The 23215-nt window shown below is 38.9% G+C and carries 18 protein-coding genes and 1 tRNA gene; all 19 read left to right on the top strand.

Annotation, left to right across the window (positions count from 1 at the left end; translation table 11 throughout):
- Nucleotides 1–8: 8 nt before the first annotated feature.
- The 19 genes from SFC32_RS00095 to SFC32_RS00005 all read left to right on the top strand — a co-directional run bounded on the left by SFC32_RS00095 (nt 9) and on the right by SFC32_RS00005 (nt 23184).
- On the top strand, nt 9–1229 hold the full coding sequence (locus SFC32_RS00095; protein ID WP_411049782.1) for a chloride channel protein: 1221 nt from the start codon (nt 9–11) through the stop codon (nt 1227–1229).
- 146 nt (nt 1230–1375) lie between these two features.
- Nucleotides 1376–1723, top strand: a complete 348-nt coding sequence (gene rplS / locus SFC32_RS00090; protein WP_021142699.1) for a 50S ribosomal protein L19 — start codon at nt 1376–1378, stop codon at nt 1721–1723.
- 57 nt (nt 1724–1780) lie between these two features.
- Nucleotides 1781–1852: transfer RNA gene (locus SFC32_RS00085), tRNA-Arg, on the top strand.
- A 235-nt stretch (nt 1853–2087) separates the two neighbouring features.
- Nucleotides 2088–3299: an FtsW/RodA/SpoVE family cell cycle protein gene (locus tag SFC32_RS00080; protein ID WP_074965172.1), complete on the top strand. Its 1212-nt coding sequence runs from the start codon at nt 2088–2090 to the stop codon at nt 3297–3299.
- Between the two features lie 152 nt (nt 3300–3451).
- Complete coding sequence (locus SFC32_RS00075; RefSeq protein ID WP_258250265.1) at nt 3452–4012, top strand: HAD-IA family hydrolase; 561 nt, start codon at nt 3452–3454, stop codon at nt 4010–4012.
- Nucleotides 4013–5965, top strand: coding sequence for a DNA topoisomerase (ATP-hydrolyzing) subunit B (gyrB, locus tag SFC32_RS00070; RefSeq protein ID WP_074560621.1), 1953 nt, complete (start codon nt 4013–4015; stop codon nt 5963–5965).
- Nucleotides 5966–6070: 105 nt separating this feature from the next.
- On the top strand, nt 6071–7795 hold the full coding sequence (gene ezrA / locus SFC32_RS00065) for a septation ring formation regulator EzrA (RefSeq protein WP_074564051.1): 1725 nt from the start codon (nt 6071–6073) through the stop codon (nt 7793–7795).
- Nucleotides 7796–8246: 451 nt separating this feature from the next.
- The gene (gene hisC / locus SFC32_RS00060; protein WP_074602410.1) at nt 8247–9314 is read left to right on the top strand and encodes a histidinol-phosphate transaminase; all 1068 of its coding nucleotides are present in this window, start codon (nt 8247–8249) and stop codon (nt 9312–9314) included.
- Between the two features lie 16 nt (nt 9315–9330).
- Nucleotides 9331–10299: an ATP phosphoribosyltransferase regulatory subunit gene (locus SFC32_RS00055; RefSeq protein WP_411049783.1), complete on the top strand. Its 969-nt coding sequence runs from the start codon at nt 9331–9333 to the stop codon at nt 10297–10299.
- On the top strand, nt 10299–10946 hold the full coding sequence (hisG, locus tag SFC32_RS00050; protein ID WP_006532651.1) for an ATP phosphoribosyltransferase: 648 nt from the start codon (nt 10299–10301) through the stop codon (nt 10944–10946). Before SFC32_RS00055 ends, hisG begins: the two co-directional genes overlap by 1 nt.
- The gene (gene hisD, locus SFC32_RS00045; RefSeq protein ID WP_411049784.1) at nt 10943–12220 is read left to right on the top strand and encodes a histidinol dehydrogenase; all 1278 of its coding nucleotides are present in this window, start codon (nt 10943–10945) and stop codon (nt 12218–12220) included. The genes hisG and hisD overlap by 4 nt, the downstream gene beginning before the upstream one ends.
- Nucleotides 12213–12860 carry a phosphoserine phosphatase SerB gene (serB, locus tag SFC32_RS00040; protein ID WP_411049785.1) on the top strand — a complete coding sequence of 216 codons (648 nt, stop codon included), beginning with the start codon at nt 12213–12215 and terminating at the stop codon, nt 12858–12860. The genes hisD and serB overlap by 8 nt, the downstream gene beginning before the upstream one ends.
- A gap of 25 nt (nt 12861–12885) precedes the next feature.
- A complete protein-coding gene (gene hisB, locus SFC32_RS00035; RefSeq protein ID WP_039696589.1) occupies nt 12886–13470 on the top strand; it encodes an imidazoleglycerol-phosphate dehydratase HisB in 585 nt (194 codons plus the stop codon).
- Nucleotides 13471–13542: 72 nt separating this feature from the next.
- Nucleotides 13543–14151 carry an imidazole glycerol phosphate synthase subunit HisH gene (gene hisH, locus SFC32_RS00030; protein WP_411049786.1) on the top strand — a complete coding sequence of 203 codons (609 nt, stop codon included), beginning with the start codon at nt 13543–13545 and terminating at the stop codon, nt 14149–14151.
- Nucleotides 14152–14198: 47 nt separating this feature from the next.
- Complete coding sequence (gene hisA / locus SFC32_RS00025; protein ID WP_411049787.1) at nt 14199–14918, top strand: 1-(5-phosphoribosyl)-5-[(5-phosphoribosylamino)methylideneamino]imidazole-4-carboxamide isomerase; 720 nt, start codon at nt 14199–14201, stop codon at nt 14916–14918.
- 3 nt (nt 14919–14921) lie between these two features.
- On the top strand, nt 14922–15680 hold the full coding sequence (hisF, locus tag SFC32_RS00020) for an imidazole glycerol phosphate synthase subunit HisF (RefSeq protein ID WP_074965180.1): 759 nt from the start codon (nt 14922–14924) through the stop codon (nt 15678–15680).
- Complete coding sequence (hisI, locus tag SFC32_RS00015; protein WP_039696592.1) at nt 15677–15997, top strand: phosphoribosyl-AMP cyclohydrolase; 321 nt, start codon at nt 15677–15679, stop codon at nt 15995–15997. The genes hisF and hisI overlap by 4 nt, the downstream gene beginning before the upstream one ends.
- A gap of 11 nt (nt 15998–16008) precedes the next feature.
- Nucleotides 16009–16323, top strand: a complete 315-nt coding sequence (gene hisE / locus SFC32_RS00010; RefSeq protein WP_074560609.1) for a phosphoribosyl-ATP diphosphatase — start codon at nt 16009–16011, stop codon at nt 16321–16323.
- A 204-nt stretch (nt 16324–16527) separates the two neighbouring features.
- Nucleotides 16528–23184, top strand: coding sequence for a pullulanase (locus SFC32_RS00005; RefSeq protein ID WP_411049788.1), 6657 nt, complete (start codon nt 16528–16530; stop codon nt 23182–23184).
- Nucleotides 23185–23215: the final 31 nt, after the last annotated feature.

The raw sequence follows: 23215 nt of genomic DNA, 5'->3' as shown, positions 1-23215 counted from the left end.
TAGCTCTAATGATTAAAAAGTTAAAAGATAACCAAGATTATTCTTATGGTGTCCTCTTAAAAGTTATCGGCGCAAGTTTTCTTATTGGAATTTTAATAGGCTGTGTCGATACTGTATTTGGTCGCGTCTTGTTAATGCTTAGTGCTTTTCGAACAGAAAACTTCAATTATGTGATTCCATTTTTGGGACTAATTGGGCTTGTTATTGTTTTTCTTTATCAAAAAGCGGACAGTCGAGCTAGCAAAGGAATGGGTCTACTTTTTGCGGTGAGTCAAGGAGATGAAAAGAAAATTCCCTTGGTCATGTTACCTTTGGTAACTGTAGCAACTTGGCTAACTCATCTTTTTGGAGGAAGTGCTGGTCGTGAAGGTGTTGCTGTCCAACTTGGGGCGACGATTTCACATGCTTTTAGTAAGTTTTTCTCTTTTGAAAATAGCTCCCGCTTGTTTCTTGTAACGGGTATGGCAGCTGGTTTTGCTGGTTTGTTTCAAACCCCTTTAGCGGCTGTCTTTTTTGGACTTGAGATATTAGTTCTTGGAAAATTGCAATTACCAGCTCTTTTACCAATGACAATTGCTTCATTTGTGGCAAGTGCAACATCGCACGCATTAGGATTAGAGAAATTTGCCCACTTTGTCAATGTTTCACTAACTTTTAATGCTTGGCTGTTTTGCAAACTTGCTTTGCTAGGACTTATTTTTGGACTAGTCGGCAATGCCTTTGCTGCTTTACTTGCCTATGCTAAGCAAAAAGCCAAAGAAGTTATGGAGAATCCCTACTATCGAATTTTGTTTGGTGGGATTGTGCTTAGTCTTCTTTTCTTGATGTTGTATCATGGGCGTTATTCAGGTCTTGGAACTAATCTGATTGATGCTAGCTTTTCTGGGAAAGACATTTACTTTTATGATTGGCTTTTGAAGTTGGTCTTGACTGTGGCAACTTTGGCAATTGGTTTTCAAGGTGGCGAAGTCACACCACTCTTTGCCATCGGTGCATCACTCGGTGTTGTTTTAGCAAATGTCTTTGGTTTGCCAGTTGAATTTGTTGCAGCGGCAGGTTACATCAGCGTCTTTGGTAGTGCCACAAACACACTTTTAGCTCCGATTTTTATTGGAGGAGAAGTCTTTGGTTTTGCCAATTTGCCATATTTTACTTTAGTTATGATTTTTGCTTACAGCCTTAATCGAAAACACTCTATTTACACAGGACAAGAAGTTCTAGCCTTCTAGAAAAAATACTCAAAAAAGTCAGCCATTTTGCTTTACAGTTATGGTGATTTTTGATAAAATACGAAGAGTGTGTAATGGACGCACTAAAATACGGCTAATCCGCTGGGACAAGCACCTAATGATTAGTAAGATAGGAGAATAAATAAATGAATCCATTAATTCAAAGTTTGACTGAAGGTCAACTACGTACTGACATCCCTGCATTCCAACCTGGTGATACTGTTCGTGTTCACGCAAAAGTTGTTGAAGGAAGCCGCGAACGTATCCAAATTTTCGAAGGTGTGGTAATTTCACGTAAAGGTCAAGGGATCTCAGAAATGTACACAGTTCGTAAAATTTCAAGTGGTATCGGTGTTGAACGTACATTCCCAGTTCACACTCCACGTGTAGAAAAAATCGAAGTTGTTCGTCACGGTAAAGTACGTCGTGCTAAACTTTACTACTTGCGTGCATTACAAGGTAAAGCTGCTCGTATTAAAGAAATCCGTCGTTAATTTTGACGATAAAGATTCGATAATAAAAATCTGTCCTTGCGACAGATTTTTTCATAGCTCCCCTTAGTTCAATGGATATAACAACTCCCTCCTAAGGAGTAGTTGCTGGTTCGATTCCGGCAGGGGAGAGAAGAGGCGAGTTTATTTAGGTCGTTCAGACTGAGCTAAATTGACTTGCTTGACCGGTAAAAGACTGAGCCTAATAGGGTTCAGTTTTTTTAGTTTTCTTGAAAATGTACAGGGAAATCCCTGAAAAATACAGCTTAAATTTTTCTGAAAAATTCTCGTATTTTCACCAGCTTTTTTCCTCAATTCTAATTAAAAAATGATATAATATTTTTTGACTAGAAACGAAGGAAGTAAGATGGCAAGAAAAAAATATTCTATTGATAGTCGAATCGACTATTCTGTAATTTTACCTGTTTTTTTTCTTTTGCTAATTGGTTTGGTAGCCGTTTATATTGCAACGTCAAATGACTATCCTGGAACAATTGCAAAAGTAATGACACAACAAGGTGTTTGGATCTTTTTAGGGTGTGTAGTTGCCTTTGTTGTTATGCTCTTTAGTACTGAATTTTTATGGAAAGTCACCCCTTATTTGTATGGCTTAGGCTTGGCTTTGATGATTTTACCTTTGATTTTTTATAGTCCAGAATTGGTAGAATCAACCGGTGCCAAAAACTGGGTAACCATTGGGTCGGTAACCTTATTTCAACCTTCCGAATTCATGAAGGTCTCTTACATTTTGATGCTAGCTCGAGCATCGATTTGGTTTAGACACAAAGTACCAGAAGATAATTTAAAAAACGATTGGAAGCTTCTTGGAATCTTTGCTTTGATTACCTTGCCGGTCATGGTGTTATTAGGTTTGCAAAAAGACCTTGGGACAGCCATGGTATTCTCTGCTATTCTAGCAGGTTTGATTTTATTGTCAGGAATTTCTTGGTGGATTATCTTGCCTGTTGTAATTGCGGTAGCAGTGATTATTGGAGGTTTTCTAGCCCTTTTTCTATCACCGCATGGCAAAGATATTTTCTATGGCTTGGGGATGGATACCTATCAAATTAATCGTATTTCAGCTTGGTTAGATCCATTTTCATACGCTAAATCAATTGCTTACCAACAAACTCAAGGTATGATTTCAATTGGTAGCGGTGGGCTTAGTGGTAAAGGTTTTAATGTTATTGACCTTGCTGTTCCAGTTCGTGAAAGTGACATGATTTTCACAGTTATTGCTGAAGATTTTGGATTTATTGGCTGTGCTGTTGTCATGACCTTGTATCTTGTTTTGATTTATCGCATGATTCGTGTGACTTTTGAATCAAACAACCGATTCTACACTTACATTTCAACTGGATTTATCATGATGATTTTGTTCCATATTTTTGAAAATATTGGTGCTGCTGTTGGTATCTTACCTTTGACTGGTATTCCATTGCCATTCATCTCACAGGGTGGTTCATCATTGATTACTAACTTGATTTGTGTTGGTTTGATTCTCTCAATGAGTTATCAAAATAATTTGCACCATGAGCAAGAAGTTGAAGAACATTTCAGACGAAGTGAACGTTATTAAAAAAGGTTTTGGAAAATTCTTCCAAGCCTTTTTTGTTGGCTAAAAAGTTATTTTTCCAGTCAAAAAATAATTTGAAAATTTTGTTCTCTGGTGTTGGAAATTGATGAGGTAGAGACTATAAAAAAATGTAAAATTGTGATATAATATTGGTTATGAATTACCATGATTATATCTGGGATTTGGGTGGCACTTTACTCGATAATTACGAAATGTCCACTCAGGCTTTTGTGAAAACTTTAGCTGATTTTGGCTGTCAAGCATCGCATGATGATGTCTATGAAAAGCTGAAGGAATCAACAGATGCCGCTATTAAAAAATTTATCCCAAACCAACCACAATTTTTGAAAGCATATAAAGCATTAGAAGCCGATTATTTGAAAACACCGGTTCTTTTTACAGGCGCCAGCGAGGTTTTGCAGGTAATTGTGGCTAGCGGTGGGAGAAATTTTTTGGTTTCTCATCGAAATAAACAAGTCCTTGATATTTTAGAAAAAACAAAGGTACTTCCCTATTTCACTGAAGTCGTGACATCAGAAAGCGGCTTTGCTCGTAAACCAAATCCAGAGTCAATGTTATACCTCAAAGAAAAGTATAAGATTGATAATGCTTTGGTTATTGGAGATCGTGAAATTGATAAAGAAGCAGGTCAGGCTGCTGGCTTTGATACCTTGTTAGTTGATGGAAAAAAATCCTTATTGGAGATAGTGAAGTAAATGACGGAAGAAAATAAAAATTTAGCAGAATTAGCGAAAGAGTACGACGCCAGTCAGATTCAGGTCCTAGAGGGACTTGAAGCTGTACGCATGCGCCCAGGAATGTATATCGGTTCAACCTCAAAAGAAGGATTGCACCACTTAGTCTGGGAAATTGTCGATAACTCAATCGATGAAGCCTTGGCAGGATTTGCCACACACATTGAGGTTTTCATCGAGAAAGATAATTCTATTACAGTTGTCGATGATGGGCGTGGTATTCCTGTTGATATTCAAGAAAAAACAGGTCGTCCAGCCGTTGAAACGGTCTTTACAGTATTGCACGCCGGTGGTAAATTCGGCGGTGGCGGTTATAAAGTATCAGGTGGTCTCCACGGGGTAGGTTCATCTGTTGTTAACGCCCTTTCAACACAATTGGATGTGTCTGTTTATCGTGATGGAAAAATCCATTATCAAGAATATCGCCGCGGTCATGTTGTTGATGATTTGAAAGTTATTGGTGATACAGATCGTCACGGTACAACCGTTCACTTCACTCCAGACGGTGAAATCTTTACAGAAACAACAGTATTTGATTTTGATAAATTGGCTAAACGTATTCAAGAACTTGCTTTCTTGAACCGTGGTTTGCGCATCTCAATTACTGACAAACGTGAAGGTATTGAACAAGAGCAACATTATCACTACGAAGGTGGTATCTCAAGTTACGTTGAATTTATCAACGAAAACAAAGATGTTATCTTTGATAAACCTATTTACACTGATGGTGAAATGGATGGTATCTCAGTTGAAGTTGCTATGCAATATACAACTGGTTACCACGAGACAGTGATGAGCTTTGCTAACAACATCCATACACACGAAGGTGGTACTCACGAACAAGGTTTTCGTACAGCATTGACACGTGTGATTAATGATTATGCTCGTCAAAATAAATTGCTTAAAGAAAAAGACGATAATCTAACTGGTGACGATGTTCGTGAAGGGTTGACAGCAGTTATCTCTGTTAAACACCCAAATCCACAATTTGAAGGGCAAACCAAAACAAAACTTGGTAACTCAGAAGTTGTCAAAATTACCAACCGTTTGTTTAGTGATGCTTTTGGACGTTTCTTGTTAGAAAATCCTCAAATTGCTAAGAAAATCGTTGAAAAAGGAATTCTTGCTTCTAAAGCGCGTATCGCTGCGAAACGTGCACGTGAGGTAACACGTAAGAAATCAGGTCTTGAAATTTCAAACTTGCCTGGTAAATTGGCAGACTGTTCTTCAAACGACGCAACAATGAATGAATTGTTCATCGTCGAAGGGGACTCTGCGGGTGGTTCTGCAAAATCAGGACGTGACCGCGAGCACCAAGCAATTCTACCAATTCGTGGTAAAATCTTGAACGTTGAAAAAGCAAGTATGGATAAAATTCTTGCTAACGAAGAAATCCGTAGCTTGTTTACAGCTATGGGAACAGGTTTTGGAGCAGATTTTGATGTGACAAAAGCTCGTTACCACAAACTAGTTATCATGACCGATGCCGACGTCGATGGAGCTCACATTCGTACTTTGCTCTTGACATTGATTTACCGCTTCATGCGTCCTGTATTGGAAGCAGGATACGTATACATCGCACAACCACCAATTTATGGTGTTAAAGTGGGGAGTGAAATTAAAGAATACATCCAACCTGGTGCTAATCAGGAAGTTGAACTACAAGCAGCAATTGAGCGCTATAGTAATGGTCGTTCAAAACCATCTGTTCAACGTTACAAAGGACTTGGTGAAATGGATGACCACCAACTCTGGGCAACAACAATGGATCCAGAAAATCGCTTAATGGCGCGTGTATCTGTTGATGATGCTGCCGAAGCAGATAAGATTTTTGATATGCTTATGGGAGATAAGGTTGAACCACGTCGTGAGTTCATTGAAGAAAATGCGGTTTACAGTACGCTTGATATTTAATCGAATATTAACATAAAAATACTGCACACAATCTCTAAGTATGTTATAATCGTAATGTTATAGCTATTTTTTACGATAAAAAAGACAATTTATAAGGAGTTTTAAATGTCGAGCGGAATTATTTTACTGCTTGTAGCAATAGTTGTTTTAGTCATTATTGCTTATCTAGTTGGCGTCATCGTACGCAAACGAAATGATTCATTGATTGCAAGTTTGGAAGAAAGAAAGCAATCGTTATTTGGATTACCAGTCAATGAAGAAGTCGAAGCTGTTAAAAATCTTCATCTTATCGGGCAAAGTCAAACAACATTTCGTGAATGGAACCAAAAATGGGTTGACCTTTCATTAAATTCTTTCTCAGATATTGAAAATCATATTTTTGAAGCTGAAGATCTTAACGATAGCTTCAAGTTTATCAGTGCGAAACATGAAATTGACAATGTTGAAAGCCAATTGAACTTGGTTGAAGAAGATATCAATGCAATTCGTGAAGCACTTGCTGTTTTGAAAGAACAAGAAGAAAAGAACAGTGCGCGTGTGAAGCATGCTTTGGACTTATATGAAACTCTTCAAGCTTCTATTTCAGAAAAAGAAGACAATTTTGGTTCAACAATGCCTGAGATTGAAAAACAATTGAAGAACATCGAAGCTGAGTTCTCTCAATTTGTAACACTTAACTCAACAGGTGACCCAGTTGAAGCCTCTGAAGTGCTTGATCGTGCTGAAGAACATACTATTGCACTTGGTCAAATTTCAGAACAAATTCCAGCAATCGTTGCTAAATTGGAAGATGATTTCCCAGATCAACTTGATGATTTGGAACAAGGTTACCGTCGTCTGCTTGAACAAAATTACCACTTCGCTGAAAAAGACATTGAAGCTCGTTTCCAAGAAGTGCGTGATGCAATCCGTGCTAATTCATCAGAACTTGTGACTTTGGATCTTGATCGTGCTCGTGATGAAAATGAACACATCCAAGAAAAAATCGATTCATTGTATGAATTGTTTGAACGTGAAATTGCTGCTCACAAAGCTGCGCTTAAAGACAGTAAAATCATTCCAGATTATTTGGCACACGCTAAAGCCAATAACGAAAAATTGGAACACGAAATCAAACGCTTGTCTCACAAGTATATCTTGAATGACAATGAAAACTTGAGCCTTCGTTCATTTACTAAAAACTTGGAAGAAATCGAACAAGAAACATTGCCAATCGTTGAAGTTTTTGATAACCAAGATAAACCATTCTCTGAACTTCAATTGATTTTTGATCGCACATTGAAAACTCTTGATGCGGTTGAAGAAGGTCAAATGCAAGTCTTCGAACAAGTTAAAAATATTGAACAAATCGAAAGCGTTGCTCGTCAAAGCTTAGATCAATACATTAATCGTTTGCACTCAATCAAACGTTACATGGAAAAACGTAACTTGCCTGGAATTCCTCAAGATTTCTTGAGCGCATTTTTCACAACAAGTAAACAGTTGGAAGTTTTGATCGATGAGCTTAGCCGTGGTCGTATTGATATTGAAGCAGTTTCTCGTTTGACAGATGTTGCTACTGCAGCAATTGCTAATCTTGAAGAAGCAACTTATCAAGTTGTTCAAAATGCAACATTGACTGAACAGTTGTTACAATACTCTAACCGTTACCGTAGCTTCGAGCCAAGCGTTCAGAGTAGCTTTGAACATGCTTTGCATCTCTTTGAAGTGGACAACAATTATCAAGCATCATTTGATGAAATCTCATATGCACTTGAAACAGTTGAACCAGGTGTAACAGATCGTTTCGTATCATCATACGAAAAAACACGTGAACAAATTCGTTTCTAAGATGATATGTCATATAAGAAAAAGGTTTAGAAATTTTCTAAGCCTTTTTTTGTGCCTCATTTTCTGTATCTGGTTAAGTCTGCTTAAATTTTTTGGTATAAATATAAAAAATTCTAAAAATTTAGCTTGATATTTTCAGAATTTTCTTGTAAAATAGCTTTAATATAAAAAAGCGATGATAGAAAAAGCCTAAGACAACAGACAGAGAGTGCTTGGTGGTGAGAAAAGCATGCAATCCTTAGGCGACACATTCTTGAGTGCGTGTGCGAATGCTTCTAGCTAGTAGTGCACGACGGATGGATCCACGTTACGGATTAGAAGTCTAGTACTTCATGAGAGCAGTTAAGGTGACTTGCTGTTGAATCAAAGGTGGAACCACGTTGTTAACGTCCTTGCAAAGTTTTTTTGCGAGGGCGTCTTTTTTATATCAGAAAATAGAAAGGATCTTATTATGACAACTATTAAAGGATTGAGAGAAATTGAACCTTACGTTGCCGGAAGCCAACCAAGCGGTGAAAATTTAATTAAACTAAATACAAATGAAAATGCTTATGGACCAAGTCCAAAAGTAGCAGAAGTTTTTTCACAGTTTGATGTCCATCAATTGCGAAAATATTCGACCTTGGATCAAAAATCATTACGTATTGCGCTTGCTAAGCAACATGGCCTTGATCCTGATCAGATTATCGTTGGTAATGGTTCAGATGATATTTTATCAATGGCATTTCTAGCATTTTTTAATAGTGATGATCCGGTTTTGTTTCCTGATTTAACTTATGGATTTTACAAGGTTTGGGCGGATTTATATCACGTGAATTACCATGAAATTCCATTGAATGAGCAGTTTGAGATTGATTCTAGTGATTACATTGCTGACAATGGTGGAATTATCATTACAAATCCTAATGCGCCAACTGGCATTTATAAATCGCTTGATGAGCTTGAAAAGATTATTCGTGCTAATCAAGATGTGGTGGTTATTATTGATGAAGCCTACATTAATTTTGGTGGTCAAACAGCTCTGCCACTGCTTAAAAAATATGAAAATGTTTTTATCACACGAACATTTTCAAAAGATGCTTCACTTGCTGGTTTGCGAGTTGGCTATGGTATGGGAAGTCCAAAATTAATGGCAGTGATTAATGCGGTTAAGAATTCCGTTAATCCATATAATGTTGATTTGATTGCTGAAAAATTGGCGCTAGCTGCTGTTGAATCTTGGGATTACTACGAAGACACTTGCCAAAAAATCATGTCAACCAGAGATTGGTTTGCAAAAGAGTTGAGATTTTTAGACTTTAAGGTTTTAGAATCAAAAACAAATTTTGTCTTAGCAGAATGTCCAGATAACGGCGCAGCCTTATTATTTGACTACTTACAAGCTAAAAATATTTATGTTCGCTATTTCCCAAAAGTTGAACGCATTAAAAATCATTTGCGTATTTCGATTGGTCGACAAGATGAAATGGAAGAAGTGCTTAAGGCGATTAAAGAATTCTTGGCTGTAGGTTTGAAATGATTTGAGGAGTGATGGAATGAAAAAAACGACTTTACCAGTAGGGATGCACGATAAATTATTCAAACGCGCACGTGTAACCTACAAAATTGAACGAGATATCAGTGATTTCTTGATGAGTCAAGGCTTTAATCGTATTGAAACACCGACCTTGGAACATTTTGAAGTCTTTAGCGATACGCTTAATAAAAATAATTATAATTTTTTTGATAAAAGTGGCGAACTGTTGACCCTTCGTCCGGATATTACTAGTCAGATTGGACGTGTGATTGCTTCAACCCAAGTTGAAACGCCGATTAAATTTTCATATTCAGGCAAGGTCTTCAAATACAATGAAGAAATGCGTGGCTTGATGAACGAGCACACACAAGCAGGGATTGAAATCGTTGGTTATCCAGCTAAAGAGGCGGTTTATGAAGCCATCGCTTCAGCAAAAGCATCGCTTGATAAGGCAGATATCCCATCTTACCAATTTGAGTTTTCACATGCTGGTATTTTACAAACGATTTTTGATGATTTGAACTTACCAGCTGCAGCGGAAAAAGAATTGGACGTGGCACTTAAAGACAAAAATATCACGCAATTAAATGAGTTAACGAAGAAATATCCAAGTGAATTTGATGATTTCTTGAAAAATTTGCCTTATCTTTTTGGTGAAAGTCATCAAGTGCTTAGCAAAGCTCGTAATCTTGTTAAAAATGAGTCTGTCTTAGCTGCTTTGACTGATTTGGAAGATTTGTTGGCACAGGTCTCTGATATTTTACCTGAGAGTCATATTGATTTAGCTCAAATTCCATCTATGCCATACTACACTGGTGTGATGTTTAAAGTCTTTGGGGACAAAGTTCCAGATGCTTTTGCTTCAGGTGGACGCTACGACAAGTTATTTGAACGTTTTGGCGCTAAAAAATTAACAGCGGTTGGTTGGGCAGTAGATATTGATGCCATTTACCAAGCAGTACACGATAGTTTAGAAGGAGGTGCCTAATGGAAAATCAAATTACGATCGCTTTGACCAAAGGACGTATTGAAAAAGATACCGTAAAACTTTTGGAAAAAGCTGGTTTTGACATGTCTTTTATGGCGGATAAGGGACGCAACTTAATTTTTGAAAGTCCAGACAAGAAATTCCGCTTTTTGCTTGTTAAGGCACCAGATGTGACGACTTATGTTCGTCATGGTGTTGCTGATCTTGGGGTGGTCGGAAAAGACTTGCTTATTGAGCATCCAATTGGTTATCTTGAAATGCTTGATTTGAACTTTGGTTTGTGTAAGTTTTCTGTTGCTTCAACGGATGCCTACAAACCACATGACCACAAGCGCAAGCGTATTGCCACAAAATACCCAACAATTGCCACTGATTACTTTAATAAAAAGGGCGAAGATGTTGAAATTATTTCAATTCAAGGGAGTGTCGAAATTGCTCCAGTTATCGGTTTAGCAGATGCTATTGTTGATATTGTAGAAACGGGAAATACTTTGGTTGCAAATGGTCTCAAGGTTTATGAAGACATTTGTCGTATCTCAGCTCGCCTGATTGTCAATAAGGCAGCTTTGAAAAATAATCCAGAAATCATGCCATTTATCCAGAAATTGGAAAGTATCGTTGGAAATGAGGAGGTAGCTTTTAAATGAAAGTTTTAACAGGAACGACAGAAGACATTTCAAAAATTCTCTATCAAGAGCAACTGGAATTAAGCAAAGAAAACCTTGATGTCGACGATGCGGTTCGTCAAATTTTGGAAGATGTCAAGAAAAATGGGGATAAGGCTTTAAAAGCTTACTCTGAAAAATTCGACAAGATTGCTTTGGATGACTTTGAAGTGAGTCAAGATTTGATTGACCAAGCCTTTGAAGAGATTGATCCAGAAGTCTTAGAAGCACTTAAAAATGCGAAAGTAAACATTGAAAGTTATCACAAACAACAATTGGAATCAGGTTTTGAAGACCAACCGACTGATGGTGTTATTCGTGGTCAATTGATTCGTCCAATCGAACGAGCTGGGGTTTATGTGCCAGGTGGAACGGCGGCTTATCCATCGTCAGTTTTGATGAATGTGATTCCAGCGAAAATTGCTGGCGTTAAAGAAATCATTATGATTACACCACCTCAAAAGCATTTCGAACCAGCTATTTTGGTAGCTGCATCGCTTGCTGGTGTTGATAAGATTTACCAAGTTGGCGGTGCTCAAGGTGTTGCGGCTCTTGCTTATGGTACAGAAACGATTCCTCGTGTTGATAAGATTACAGGACCTGGAAATATCTTTGTTGCGACAGCTAAGAAAATGGTCTACGGTCTTGTTGGAATTGACATGATTGCAGGGCCATCAGAAATTGGAGTGATTGCAGACAGCTCAGCTAATCCTAAATACGTTGCTGCAGACTTGCTTTCTCAAGCGGAACACGATGTGCGTGCTCGCGCGATTTTGGTAACTGATTCAGCTGAATTGGCTGAGGCTGTTGAAGTAGAGATTGAAGAGCAACTTAAACGTTTGCCACGTGAAAACATTGCTCGCCCGTCAGTTGAAAATAACGGTCGCATTATCATTGCAGATTCTGTTGATGCGATGTTTGATTTGATGAATCAAGTGGCACCAGAACACTTGGAATTGGCTATGGATAATGCTTATGATTACCTTGATAAAGTACAAAATGCAGGATCTGTTTTCCTAGGTCATTTCACAAGTGAACCGATTGGTGATTACTATGCTGGAGCTAATCACGTCTTGCCAACAACAAGTACCAGTCGTTTTTCATCAGCGCTTGGAGTGCATGATTTTGTGAAACGAATTCAGTACATGCAGTACTCAAAATCAGCTGTCAATACGGCTAGTCACGATATTACAACACTTGCGTATGCTGAAGGTTTGCAAGCACATGCTAAAGCAATCGAGGTGCGTCATGACTAAGGTAAAAGGATTATTAGTGATGGATGTGGATTCTACGCTCATCCAAGAAGAAGGGATTGACTTGCTTGGTGAGGAAGCAGGTGTTGGTGAAAAAATCGCTGATATTACGGCGCGTGCCATGAATGGCGAGCTTGATTTTAAAGAAGCTTTGGAGGAACGCGTTGGTTTGCTAAAAGGATTGCCAGAGACGATTTTTGATAAAGTTTTAGCTCGCATGCATTTTACAAATGGTGCTGAAAAATTGGTGGCTGAACTTCATCATCGTGGCTATAAAGTTGCTGTGGTATCGGGTGGTTTTCATGAAACTGTTGATGTCTTGGCTAAGCGCATCGGTCTTGATTATGTTAAAGCTAATCGTTTAGAAGTTAAAGATGGCGTTTTGACAGGAAAAGTGCTTGGTGATGTGGTTACCAAAGATGTCAAAAAAGCAAGCCTTATCGAATGGGCAGCTGAAAATGACTTAGATTTAAGTCAAACCATTGCTATGGGAGATGGAGCCAATGACCTTCCGATGATTAAAACAGCTGGTATCGGAATTGCCTTTTGTGCCAAGCCAGTTGTACGAAAAGAAGCCCCTTACCAAATTAATGAAGCAAATTTGTATAAAGTGATTGATATTTTAGATAGTCAAAACGGATAGACAAAAGTATCAAAAAGGAGTTGTTATGAGACAAGCAGAGATTGAACGTAATACCTTTGAAACTAAAATTAAATTGAGCCTTAATCTTGATGCCCAAGAGCCAGTTTCTATTGATACTGGTGTTGGTTTCTTTGACCATATGCTGACTCTTTTTGCAAGACACAGCCGCATGTCTCTTGTAGTTAAAGCCGACGGAGACCTTCATGTTGATAGTCACCACACGGTTGAAGATGTTGGGATTGTTTTAGGTCAAGCTTTGAAAGAAGCTTTGGGCGATAAAGCGGGTATTAACCGTTACGGAACATCATTTGTTCCAATGGATGAAACACTTGGAATGGCAAGTCTTGATTTGTCAGGACGTAGTTACCTTGTTTTTGATTGTGAATTCGATAATCCAAAACTTGGCAATTTTGATACAGAGCTCGTGGAAGAATTCTTCCAAGCCTTTGCTTTTAATGTTCAGATGAATTTGCACTTGAAGATTTTACACGGTAAAAATAACCACCATAAATCAGAAAGTCTTTTCAAAGCAACAGGACGTGCTCTTCGCGAAGCTATTACCATTAACCCAGAAATTCACGGGGTTAACTCAACAAAAGGCTTGTTGTAATTAAAACTAGAAAGGAAAATCAGCCGAAACACTCTTATTTAGTGGTGTTTGCAAGGTTTGATAACTTAGCTTATGATTATTGTAATTGATTATGATGCAGGAAATACTGCTAATGTCTTAAGGGCTTTGAAAAAAATTGGTGTTCAGGCTGAATTATCCAGTGACCCGACAAAAATTTTAGCAGCTAGAGGTCTTATACTACCTGGTGTTGGAGCGTATCCAGCTGCCATGGCAGAGCTGACTAAGCGTGGTTTGGTTCCAGTAATTAAAGAAGCAGTTGCTAAAGGAGTACCGCTACTTGGTATTTGCCTTGGAATGCAAGTCTTGACAGAAGTTGGTTTAGAACATCAAGAAACGAAAGGACTTGGTTTTATTCCAGGTGTTTGTAGAGAAATCAAAGCAACCAAAAACATGCCAGTGCCCCACATGGGCTGGAATAATTTAACAGTTAAACATGAAAGTCTTTTAACGGATGGTCTTGAAGGACAGTCTGTTTATTTTGTTCACAGTTATTTTACAGATGTTCCAAAAGAATACATCGATGTGACTGCAAATTATGGCATTGATGTGCCAGCTATGATTCACAAGGACAATGTTTATGGTGCCCAGTTCCACCCAGAAAAATCTGGTGATGTGGGCTTAGGAATTCTAAAAAAATTTATTGCACTGTGTGAGAAATAAGTTTCACAGTTTTTGGGTAGCATTTTAAAAGAGAAAAGGAGTTTTATATGCAGATTCTTCCAGCGATTGATATCAAAGAAGGACAGGCGGTTCGTCTTTTTAAAGGTGATTTTAATCAAAAGACTGTTGTTAACCCTGATGTTATTGGGCAGTCTAAAATCTTTGCGCAAGCTGGCATTGACTTTATTCATGTTGTTGATTTAGATGGAGCTCTTGATGGACGAGCTACAAACCGTGATTTGATTGCCAAATTGAAAAAAGAATCTGGACTTGGTGTGGAAGTTGGTGGCGGTATTCGCACGCTTGAACAGATTGAAGATTATCTTGCGGTAGGTATTGACCGTGTGATCATTGGTTCAATGGCCGTGAAAAATCCAGACTTTGTCAAAGCTGCTTTGGAAAAATTTGGTAGTGACAAAATCGTTGTCGGTATCGATGCCAAGAATGGCATGGTGGCTACAGAAGGTTGGCTTGAAACAAGTAATGTTGATTACATCAGCTTAGCTAAAGCCATGGAAAAAATTGGGGTGATTCTCTTTGTCTACACAGATGTTGATCGAGATGGGACACTAACAGGACCTAATTTTGAACACTATGAGCGTTTGGTGGCTGAGTTGACAACAGCTAAAGTCATTGCTTCAGGTGGTATTGCTGAACAGTCTGACTTGGTGAAATTGCAGGAAATCGGAGTTGCTGGAACAATCGTCGGTAAAGCTTACTATAATGGCAACATTAGTCTTGAAGAATTGAAAGCTTTTGGAGGATAGCTTATGCTGAAAAAACGCATTATTCCATGTCTTGATGTCAAAGATGGACGTGTGGTCAAGGGGGTTAATTTTGTTAATTTAACGGATGTTGGTGACCCAGTTGATGCCGCGCGTGCTTATTATGAAGCTGGATGTGATGAATTGGTGTTCTTGGATATTACAGCGACGCATGAAAAACGTGATACGACAGTTGATATGGTAAGACGTGTTGCGGATCAAGTTTTTATTCCTTTTACAGTCGGCGGTGGTATTCGTTCTGTTGAGGATATGAATAAAATGCTAAAAGCAGGTGCCGATAAAGTAGCTGTTAATTCCTCGGCTGTTGCCAATCCACAACTCATCAAAGAATGTGCTGAAAAGTTCGGTAATCAGTGTGTGGTATCAGCTATTGATGCTCGTAAGGAAGCAGATGGCACTTGGCATGTCTATGTTGCTGGTGGTCGCAAAGACACTGGTATTGATTTGATTGAGTGGGCTAAAAAAGTAGTCAGTCTTGGTGCGGGCGAAATTCTTCTAACTAGCATGGACAAAGATGGCACAAAATCTGGCTTTGATTTGGAAATGTTAAACGCTGTTGCTGATGTGGTGAATGTTCCTATTATCGCTTCAGGTGGTGCTGGAAATATTGAGCACATGGTTGAAGTCTTTGAAAAGACAACGGCTACAGGTGCTTTAGCTGCTTCTATTTTTCATTATGGCGAGGTATCGATTGCAGATACTAAAGCGGCTATGGCTGAAGCTGGAATTGAGGTGAGACGATGAGTGATATTAAACTTGATTTTGCCAAACAAGATGGACTTCTTCCAGTAATTGTCACTGACTACAAGACTGGTCAAGTGTTAATGTTGGCTTACATGAATGAAGAAGCTTATCGATTAACCTTGGAAACCAAGCAAATGCACTACTGGAGCCGTTCGCGCAATGAACTTTGGCACAAAGGAGCAACAAGTGGTCACTATCAATACGTTAAATCCATTAAAACCGATTGTGATTGTGACACGCTACTTGTGGCTGTAAAACAAGAAGGAGCAGCTTGTCACACAGGTGCTTACAGCTGTTTCTTCAATGATATTTTATAGAAAGGGAAACTATGTTAGAAACACTTTATAAAGAAGCCTTAGACCGTAAAGAAAATCCTAAAGAAGGTTCTTACACTAATTACCTTTTTGACAAAGGCTTGGATAAGATTTTGAAAAAAGTTGGTGAGGAAGCAACTGAAGTTGTTATCGCTGCTAAAAATGCTGACAAAGATGAAATCGCTAATGAAACGGCAGATGTTTTGTATCACTTGGCTGTCATGCTAGTTGAAACAGGTGTTACAACTGATGATGTAGAAGCTGTTTTGAAAGCTCGCCAAGGCAAAAAAAGTAACGTTCACGACCGACCAGAAATCACAAATTACTAAGCAGAAGAGGTAGGAAAATATTTCCTACTTTTTCTTTATACCCTAAAAGCAATCGATTGCACTAATTCTGGGTAATACGTTATAAATAAACTATAATTAGTTGTCTAAAAACGAAATTTATTTTACGAAAACGCTTGCGCAAATATAAAGTATTTTGTATACTGAAAGCATAAAATACTACTAATTTTAAGACGGAGGTCTTCTATGAAAAAGGTGAGTCGGCTTTCTTTCCCAGAAAAGCGGGAGTACTTTGGGATTCGTAAACTAAAAGTTGGTGTTGCTTCGGTTGCAATTGCGACTGCACTTTTTTGGGGTGCTGGATTAACAAGCGTTTCAGCAGATCAGATTACTGTTCAAGTAGCTTCTTCAGAAGTAGTCAGTGAGACGTCTTCCACAGATGATAGCAGTGAGGCGCTTCTTGAGTCAGAGAAAGCTGCAAATGCTAATCAAACTATCGAAACAGTTACTTCTTCTGACGTAGTTGATAATAGCGAAAGTCAATCAACTGAGCCAGAGAGTCCAGTGGTAGAAGAAACTGAGCCAGAGTCACAGCCTCAAGAAGTTATTTCACAGACACAAGAGGTTCAAGGGACAGTAGCAACAGCTGAAATTGCTGATGTAAAAACAGTGACAAGTGCTGAAAACAGCAATCAGGTGAATCTCCTAAAATCTTCTCAACCTGGTAATCAAGTGTCAAATCCTCCAATTGCTGAAGATACGATTCGTGTGCATTTCCAATCAGTTACGGATGATAATTACACTCAGTATGGCTTGTGGACTTGGGGAGCCGTAGCTGAACCGTCTGATGGTAATAATTGGCCATCGGCTGCAACGCCATTTTCAGCAAATCAAAAAGATGACTTTGGTTATTATATTGATGTGAGACAGGCAGCCAGTCACGGTGATATTGGTTACCTCCTTCTTAAAAATGGCGAGAAAACTAGCGACTCTGACCAAAGTATTAAACCTTTATCAAAAGATGTAAATGAAGTTTGGGTTACGTCTGATTTTACGACTTACAGCTATAAGCCGCTGGCAGATGACCGCATTATTCGGATTAATTATAAGCGTGATGATGGTAATTATGACGGTTGGGGTCTCTGGGCTTGGGGTGATGTAGCTGGGCAATTTGGTGCATGGCCATCAGATGCTCTTGATTTCACTCAGGAAGGTGCTTATGGTCGCTACATCGACTTACCTTTGTCAAAATTATTAGATTCAAATATTGGTTTTTTATTGGTCAATCAAAATGACCCAGAAAAAGCTGGCAATAAAACGCTTGATATGAGCTTTTCTGACCGTGACATCCATAGTCAAATCTTCTTGCATAATGATGATACGACTGTTTATACCAATCCGTACTATATTGCTACGGTGACAGGACAAGATTTTTCAAAAGCGACACCTGGAGTCCATAATATTTCAGTATCAGCAAGTAGCTATCGCCCTTTTAATTATAATGAAACTGATTTAATTGATGTGACAGTTACTAATCCAGAAAATGTTGAGATTACACGCATGCAAATTGATACCGCACAAATCGGTGGTGGGGTTATTGAGATTTCGCCAGAGCTCAATCGTGTCACAATTACAGCAACGTCAGATACTCAGCCAGGAACTTATGACTTACCAGTTCGAGTCTTTGATAAGGATAACGGTTATTACGATACAACAGTATCAGTTACGGTAACGAAACGTGTTAAACAAGCTGGAGAAGTAGACTGGGATGAACAAGTAATTTACTTCATGTTAACTGACCGCTTTTATAACGGAGACCCAAGTAATGACAACCCATATCATCAAGATTACGCTGGCGCAGTTAATCAAGCCGGTGTTTATAAAGGTGGAGACTTTAAAGGGGTGACTGCAAAGCTTGATTACCTCAAACAACTTGGTGTGACAAGTATTTGGGTTACACCAATCGTTGATAATATTCCGCAAAATGTTAGCACAGAAGCTGGTAAAGAATATTATGCCTACCATGGTTATTGGGCAGATGATTTTGAAAAGCTTAATCCGCATCTCGGCACGCTTGATGATTTCCATGAGTTAATTGACCAAGCTGCTGAACGTGGCATTAACATCATTGTCGATGTAGTGCTTAACCATTCGGGTTATGGTACGGAAGATAAATTTACCGGAATGGTGCGCACGCCAGAAGAAGACAAAGGTGATGATATTCAAGGGTCACAATCTGGCCTACCTGATTTTAAAACAGAAGAGAAAGCTGTGCGAGAGCAATTAGTTGCTTGGCAGACAGCTTGGCTTGAAAAATCAACAACAGCCAAAGGAAATAGCATTTATGCTTTTCGTGTCGACACTGTTAAACACGTTGATGACACGACTTGGCAGTATTTCAAAAATGAGCTAGCGCTAAAAGATGCTGATTTCCATCTAGTTGGAGAAAGTTGGGGTGCCAATTACAAAGATACCAAGGGTGATTTAGGCACTGGTAGCATGGATAGTTTGCTTGATTTTGGATTTAAAGATATTGCTAAGTTGCTAGTTAATGGTCGCTTGAAAGAAGCAAATGATGAATTGATTGCCAGAAATGATACACTTACTAGCGCTTATACCTTGGCGCAATTTCTTGGAAGTCATGATGAAGATGGTTTCTTGTACAGTATTGGTGGCGATTTAAATAAACTAAAACTAGCAGCGACGCTCTTACTAACAGCCAAAGGACAGCCAGTCATTTATTACGGTGAAGAATTAGGTCAATCTGGTGCTAATAACTGGCCATATTATGATAATCGTTATGAGTTCGACTGGGACGACGTGGCTGGAAATGCAATTTTAGAACACTATCAAAAATTATTAGCCTTCCGTCGTGATAACAGTGAATTGTTGGCGCGTGGTAGTCACAGTACAGTAGCAGTTAACGATAGCCAAGGCTGGCTTCTTGCCAAACGAGCAAATGATTCAGATGCAGCTTATATTTTGTACAATTTGAAAGACCAGTCACAAAAACTTCACTTACTTTTATCTGAGGCAGCAACGGTGACTGATTATTACACAGGAGCAACTTATCAAGCTCTCCTTGGACAAGATGGTCAGTATTATCTTGATATTGAAGCGCCAGCCATTTCAAAAGGTGGTACCATGTTGCTAAAAGTGTCTGCAGGCGCTATTACACAGGCTTTTATCGCTCAGACAGAAGAAGAGCCAATTGCTGAAAATACGCTGCGCGTTCACTTTAAGACCTTGCCATCAGATGATTTAGCCAGTCTTGGTTTGTGGACTTGGGAAGATGTCGAACATCCCTCTGAATCTTGGCCAAATGGTGCGATTAATCTTTCTAATCTTAAACACGACGCTTACGGTTATTACATCGATGTGAAATTGGTCGATGGTAATCGTCACAAAGTTGGGTTGCTCATCAATAATACTAGTGGTGAGAATGTTTCAGGGGATAAAGTGGTGAATCTTATCAGCCAGGACATGAATGAAGTTTGGTTTGATGAGGATTATAATGCTAACTATTACGCCCCACTTGAAAAAGGAAAAATCCGTATTAATTACTATCGTAGTGATGGTAATTACAAGAATTTGGCAATTTGGTTGTGGGGAAGTGCAGACAGTTCCATCACTAGTCGCTTAGGTTCTTGGCCTGATGGTGTTGATTTTGAAAACTTTGGCAAATACGGTGCTTATATCGATGTGCCACTAGCCGATTTTAATGAGCTTGGTTTCTTGCTCCTTGATGAATCAAAAGAAGGCGATGCGGCTAAGATTCAACCAGACAATTACACCTTTAAGGATTTAGCTAATCAAACACAAATTTTCTTGAAAGATGAGGATAAGACCATTTATACGAATCCATATTTTGTAAGCACTATTCGCTTAACATCCGCACAACAAATTAGTCAATCAGAACTTGTCGCCATTATCAGCAATCTAGCAGACGCCGATAAAGCTGAACTTCTAGAAAATCTTAAAGTGACTGATAAAGCTGGCAATGTCGTTGCTATTACAGATATTACTCTCGATAAGGCAAGTAATAAAGTTATTATCGAAGGTGATTTTTCAAGTGATGGTCTCTATACAGTAAGCTACAATGGCGATCAATACCAAGCACAGCAAAGTTGGCAGTACACAGATTCTAAATACGCCTACGATGGTGATTTAGGAGCACGTGTTTTTGATAATGGAGCGCGTGTTGATTTGACCGTTTGGTCACCAAGTGCAGACAGTGTTTCTGTTGTTCTTTATGATAAGAATGACCAAACCAAAGTCGTTGGCAAAATCGCTATGACTAAAGGGGATAAAGGTCAATGGTCGGCTAGCTTAACACCAAGTCTTGGTTTAGGTATTAGTGATTATCGTGGCTATTATTACCACTATGAAATCACTCGCGGAAAAGAGACTGTTCTGGCACTTGACCCTTATGCTAAATCATTAGCTGAGTGGAATAGTGATTTGATTGGAACTGATCCATCTTATAAAGTGGCTAAGGCAGCTATTGTTGATACCAGTGCTATCGGCAATCAAGACTTGACTTATGCGGATATCAAGGGCTACAAAGATCGTGAAGATGCTATTATCTACGAAGCGCATGTGCGTGACTTTACGTCAGATACAGCTATTTCAGAAGAACTTCGCAATCAATTTGGTACCTTTGCAGCGTTTGCTGAAAAATTAGATTATCTTCAAAGCCTAGGTGTCACTCATATTCAATTGCTTCCTGTTATGAGTTATTACTACGTTAACGAAGTGATGAATAACAAGCGCTTAACAGATTATGCCTCAAGTAATACAAACTACAATTGGGGTTATGACCCACAAAGTTACTTTGCTTTGACAGGGATGTATTCTGAAAATCCAGCTGACCCAGCAAAACGTATCGAAGAATTTAAAAACTTGATTAATGAAATTCACAAACGTGGCATGGGAGTTATCCTAGACGTCGTTTATAACCATACAGCTGACCTTGCTATTCTTGAAGATTTGGAACCAAATTATTATCACTTCATGGAAGCTGATGGCAAGGCTAAGACAAGCTTTGGTGGTGGTCGCCCGGGAACAACTCACTATATGACACGTCGCATGGTGCTTGATTCAATTGCTTATTGGACAAAAGAATTTAAAGTGGATGGCTTCCGTTTTGATATGATGGGTGACTTGGATGCTGAGACTGTTCAAATGGCTTATGACAAAGCAAAAGCTTTGAATCCAAATGTTATCATGCTTGGTGAAGGTTGGATTACTTATGCTGGTGATGCCAATGATAGCCGTCAACCTGCTGACCAAACTTGGATGGCACACACAGACAGTGTGGCTTCATTCTCTGATGATATTCGTAATCTCCTTAAATCAGGGTATCCAAGTGAAGGTGCACCATGCTTTATTACAGGTGGGGTTAAAAATTTACAAGAGCTCTTTAATAGCATAAAGGCTCAGCCAAATAATTTCACAGCAGATGATCCAGGTGATGTGATTCAATACATTGCAGCTCATGACAATCTAACCCTTCACGATATTATTGCTAAATCAATCCACAAAGACCCATCAGTAGCAGAAAATGAAGCTGAAATTTTACGTCGTCAACGCTTGGGAAATCTTATTATCTTGACTTCTCAAGGAACAGCCTTCATCCATTCTGGTCAAGAATATGGTCGTACCAAACAATTCCGTGATGAAGCTTATAAGACACCAGTAGCAGCTGATCAAGTCCCAGCAAAATCAGATTTGCTAACAAATGCAGATGGTACACCGTTTGAATATCCTTACTTTATCAGTGATTCTTACGATTCTACGGATGCTATTAATCATTTTGATTGGGCAAAAGCAACTGACAGCAAGGCTTACCCAGAAAATGCTAAAACGCAAGCTTATACCAAAGGGCTCATCGCTCTTCGTCGTTCAACAGATGCCTTTACCCTTAAGACAAAAGCTGATGTTGATAGCAAGGTCAAACTCATCACCATTCCAAATGAAAATGGAGTTGGTCAAGAAGATTTGGTTATTGCCTATCAAACACAAGCAAGTAACGGAGATATTTATGCTGTCTTTATCAATGCTGATAGCAAAGCGCGTGAGTTTGTCTTGTCAGATGATTATAAAGCTCTGTTGAACGCAGAAGTTCTTGCTGACGCTGATACTGCAGGTGTCGATGCTATCTTGAATCCAAAAGGTGTGGCGTTTACGGAAAACAGCATTACCCTTAATCCGCTAACAGCAACAATCCTACGTTTGAGAAAGGCAACTGCAGAAACAGAGCGTACCCTTTATGACCAAGCAAGTGGTGTAAGTGTCATTTTAGCTCCAGGTGAACGTGAAGAGATTACACAGATTGAAGTTCATCACAAGGAAACAAATGACAGTCAAATCCCTTCAGTCTTGCAAGGTAAAGACTATGATTTATATGATATCGAGCCTGAAGATGCTTATGGCCATGTTGTTAGCACAACTCAAAAAGATCAAGTCATCTTACCAATTGATGCTGGTAAAGCTGTTGCAGAAGTTTTCTATCTTCCAGAAAATGCACAACCGCAACTTCTAGCCTTTAGAGAAGTTAGCAAGTTAGTGGCTGGGCAAGTCGTTAAATTCGTCATCTTTGATGTTGACCACTTCAGCCAATATGGCATTGTTTATCAAGACCAAGTGGCAAAAACTGAAGTGCCAGCTAATTCGAATCAAGTGTCGAAAGCTACAGCGCCAGCCCAAACTCAGACTGGAGTCCGAAATCAAGCTGCTTCTCGAGTCCTTTCTGACCTTCAAAAAGTTGCTGTTACTGAAAATAGCACGGTTGCCTTGCCAGAAACTGGTCAAAAAGATAGTAAAACTCTAACGTTTGTTGGTCTTCTAAGTCTTGCCAGTCTAGCAGTGTTAGAAGTTAAAAGACGTCAAAAAAGTCATTAACATTTAAATACATTACTTTCCTTATATAAAG

The sequence above is a fragment of the Streptococcus sp. TATVAM-FAB8 genome (genome assembly GCF_046592795.1).
Taxonomy (GTDB): domain Bacteria; phylum Bacillota; class Bacilli; order Lactobacillales; family Streptococcaceae; genus Streptococcus; species Streptococcus ruminicola.
Note: the sequence above shows the minus strand (reverse complement) of the source record. Positions and strands in the feature narration are given on the sequence as shown.

What these genes read in the sequence shown, in the direction of transcription:
- SFC32_RS00095 (WP_411049782.1), top strand. Translation starts at nt 9, where the DNA reads ATGATTAAAAAGTTAAAAGATAACCAAGATTATTCTTATGGTGTCCTC.
- rplS (WP_021142699.1), top strand. Translation starts at nt 1,376, where the DNA reads ATGAATCCATTAATTCAAAGTTTGACTGAAGGTCAACTACGTACTGAC.
- SFC32_RS00080 (WP_074965172.1), top strand. Translation starts at nt 2,088, where the DNA reads ATGGCAAGAAAAAAATATTCTATTGATAGTCGAATCGACTATTCTGTA.
- SFC32_RS00075 (WP_258250265.1), top strand. Translation starts at nt 3,452, where the DNA reads ATGAATTACCATGATTATATCTGGGATTTGGGTGGCACTTTACTCGAT.
- gyrB (WP_074560621.1), top strand. Translation starts at nt 4,013, where the DNA reads ATGACGGAAGAAAATAAAAATTTAGCAGAATTAGCGAAAGAGTACGAC.
- ezrA (WP_074564051.1), top strand. Translation starts at nt 6,071, where the DNA reads ATGTCGAGCGGAATTATTTTACTGCTTGTAGCAATAGTTGTTTTAGTC.
- hisC (WP_074602410.1), top strand. Translation starts at nt 8,247, where the DNA reads ATGACAACTATTAAAGGATTGAGAGAAATTGAACCTTACGTTGCCGGA.
- SFC32_RS00055 (WP_411049783.1), top strand. Translation starts at nt 9,331, where the DNA reads ATGAAAAAAACGACTTTACCAGTAGGGATGCACGATAAATTATTCAAA.
- hisG (WP_006532651.1), top strand. Translation starts at nt 10,299, where the DNA reads ATGGAAAATCAAATTACGATCGCTTTGACCAAAGGACGTATTGAAAAA.
- hisD (WP_411049784.1), top strand. Translation starts at nt 10,943, where the DNA reads ATGAAAGTTTTAACAGGAACGACAGAAGACATTTCAAAAATTCTCTAT.
- serB (WP_411049785.1), top strand. Translation starts at nt 12,213, where the DNA reads ATGACTAAGGTAAAAGGATTATTAGTGATGGATGTGGATTCTACGCTC.
- hisB (WP_039696589.1), top strand. Translation starts at nt 12,886, where the DNA reads ATGAGACAAGCAGAGATTGAACGTAATACCTTTGAAACTAAAATTAAA.
- hisH (WP_411049786.1), top strand. Translation starts at nt 13,543, where the DNA reads ATGATTATTGTAATTGATTATGATGCAGGAAATACTGCTAATGTCTTA.
- hisA (WP_411049787.1), top strand. Translation starts at nt 14,199, where the DNA reads ATGCAGATTCTTCCAGCGATTGATATCAAAGAAGGACAGGCGGTTCGT.
- hisF (WP_074965180.1), top strand. Translation starts at nt 14,922, where the DNA reads ATGCTGAAAAAACGCATTATTCCATGTCTTGATGTCAAAGATGGACGT.
- hisI (WP_039696592.1), top strand. Translation starts at nt 15,677, where the DNA reads ATGAGTGATATTAAACTTGATTTTGCCAAACAAGATGGACTTCTTCCA.
- hisE (WP_074560609.1), top strand. Translation starts at nt 16,009, where the DNA reads ATGTTAGAAACACTTTATAAAGAAGCCTTAGACCGTAAAGAAAATCCT.
- SFC32_RS00005 (WP_411049788.1), top strand. Translation starts at nt 16,528, where the DNA reads ATGAAAAAGGTGAGTCGGCTTTCTTTCCCAGAAAAGCGGGAGTACTTT.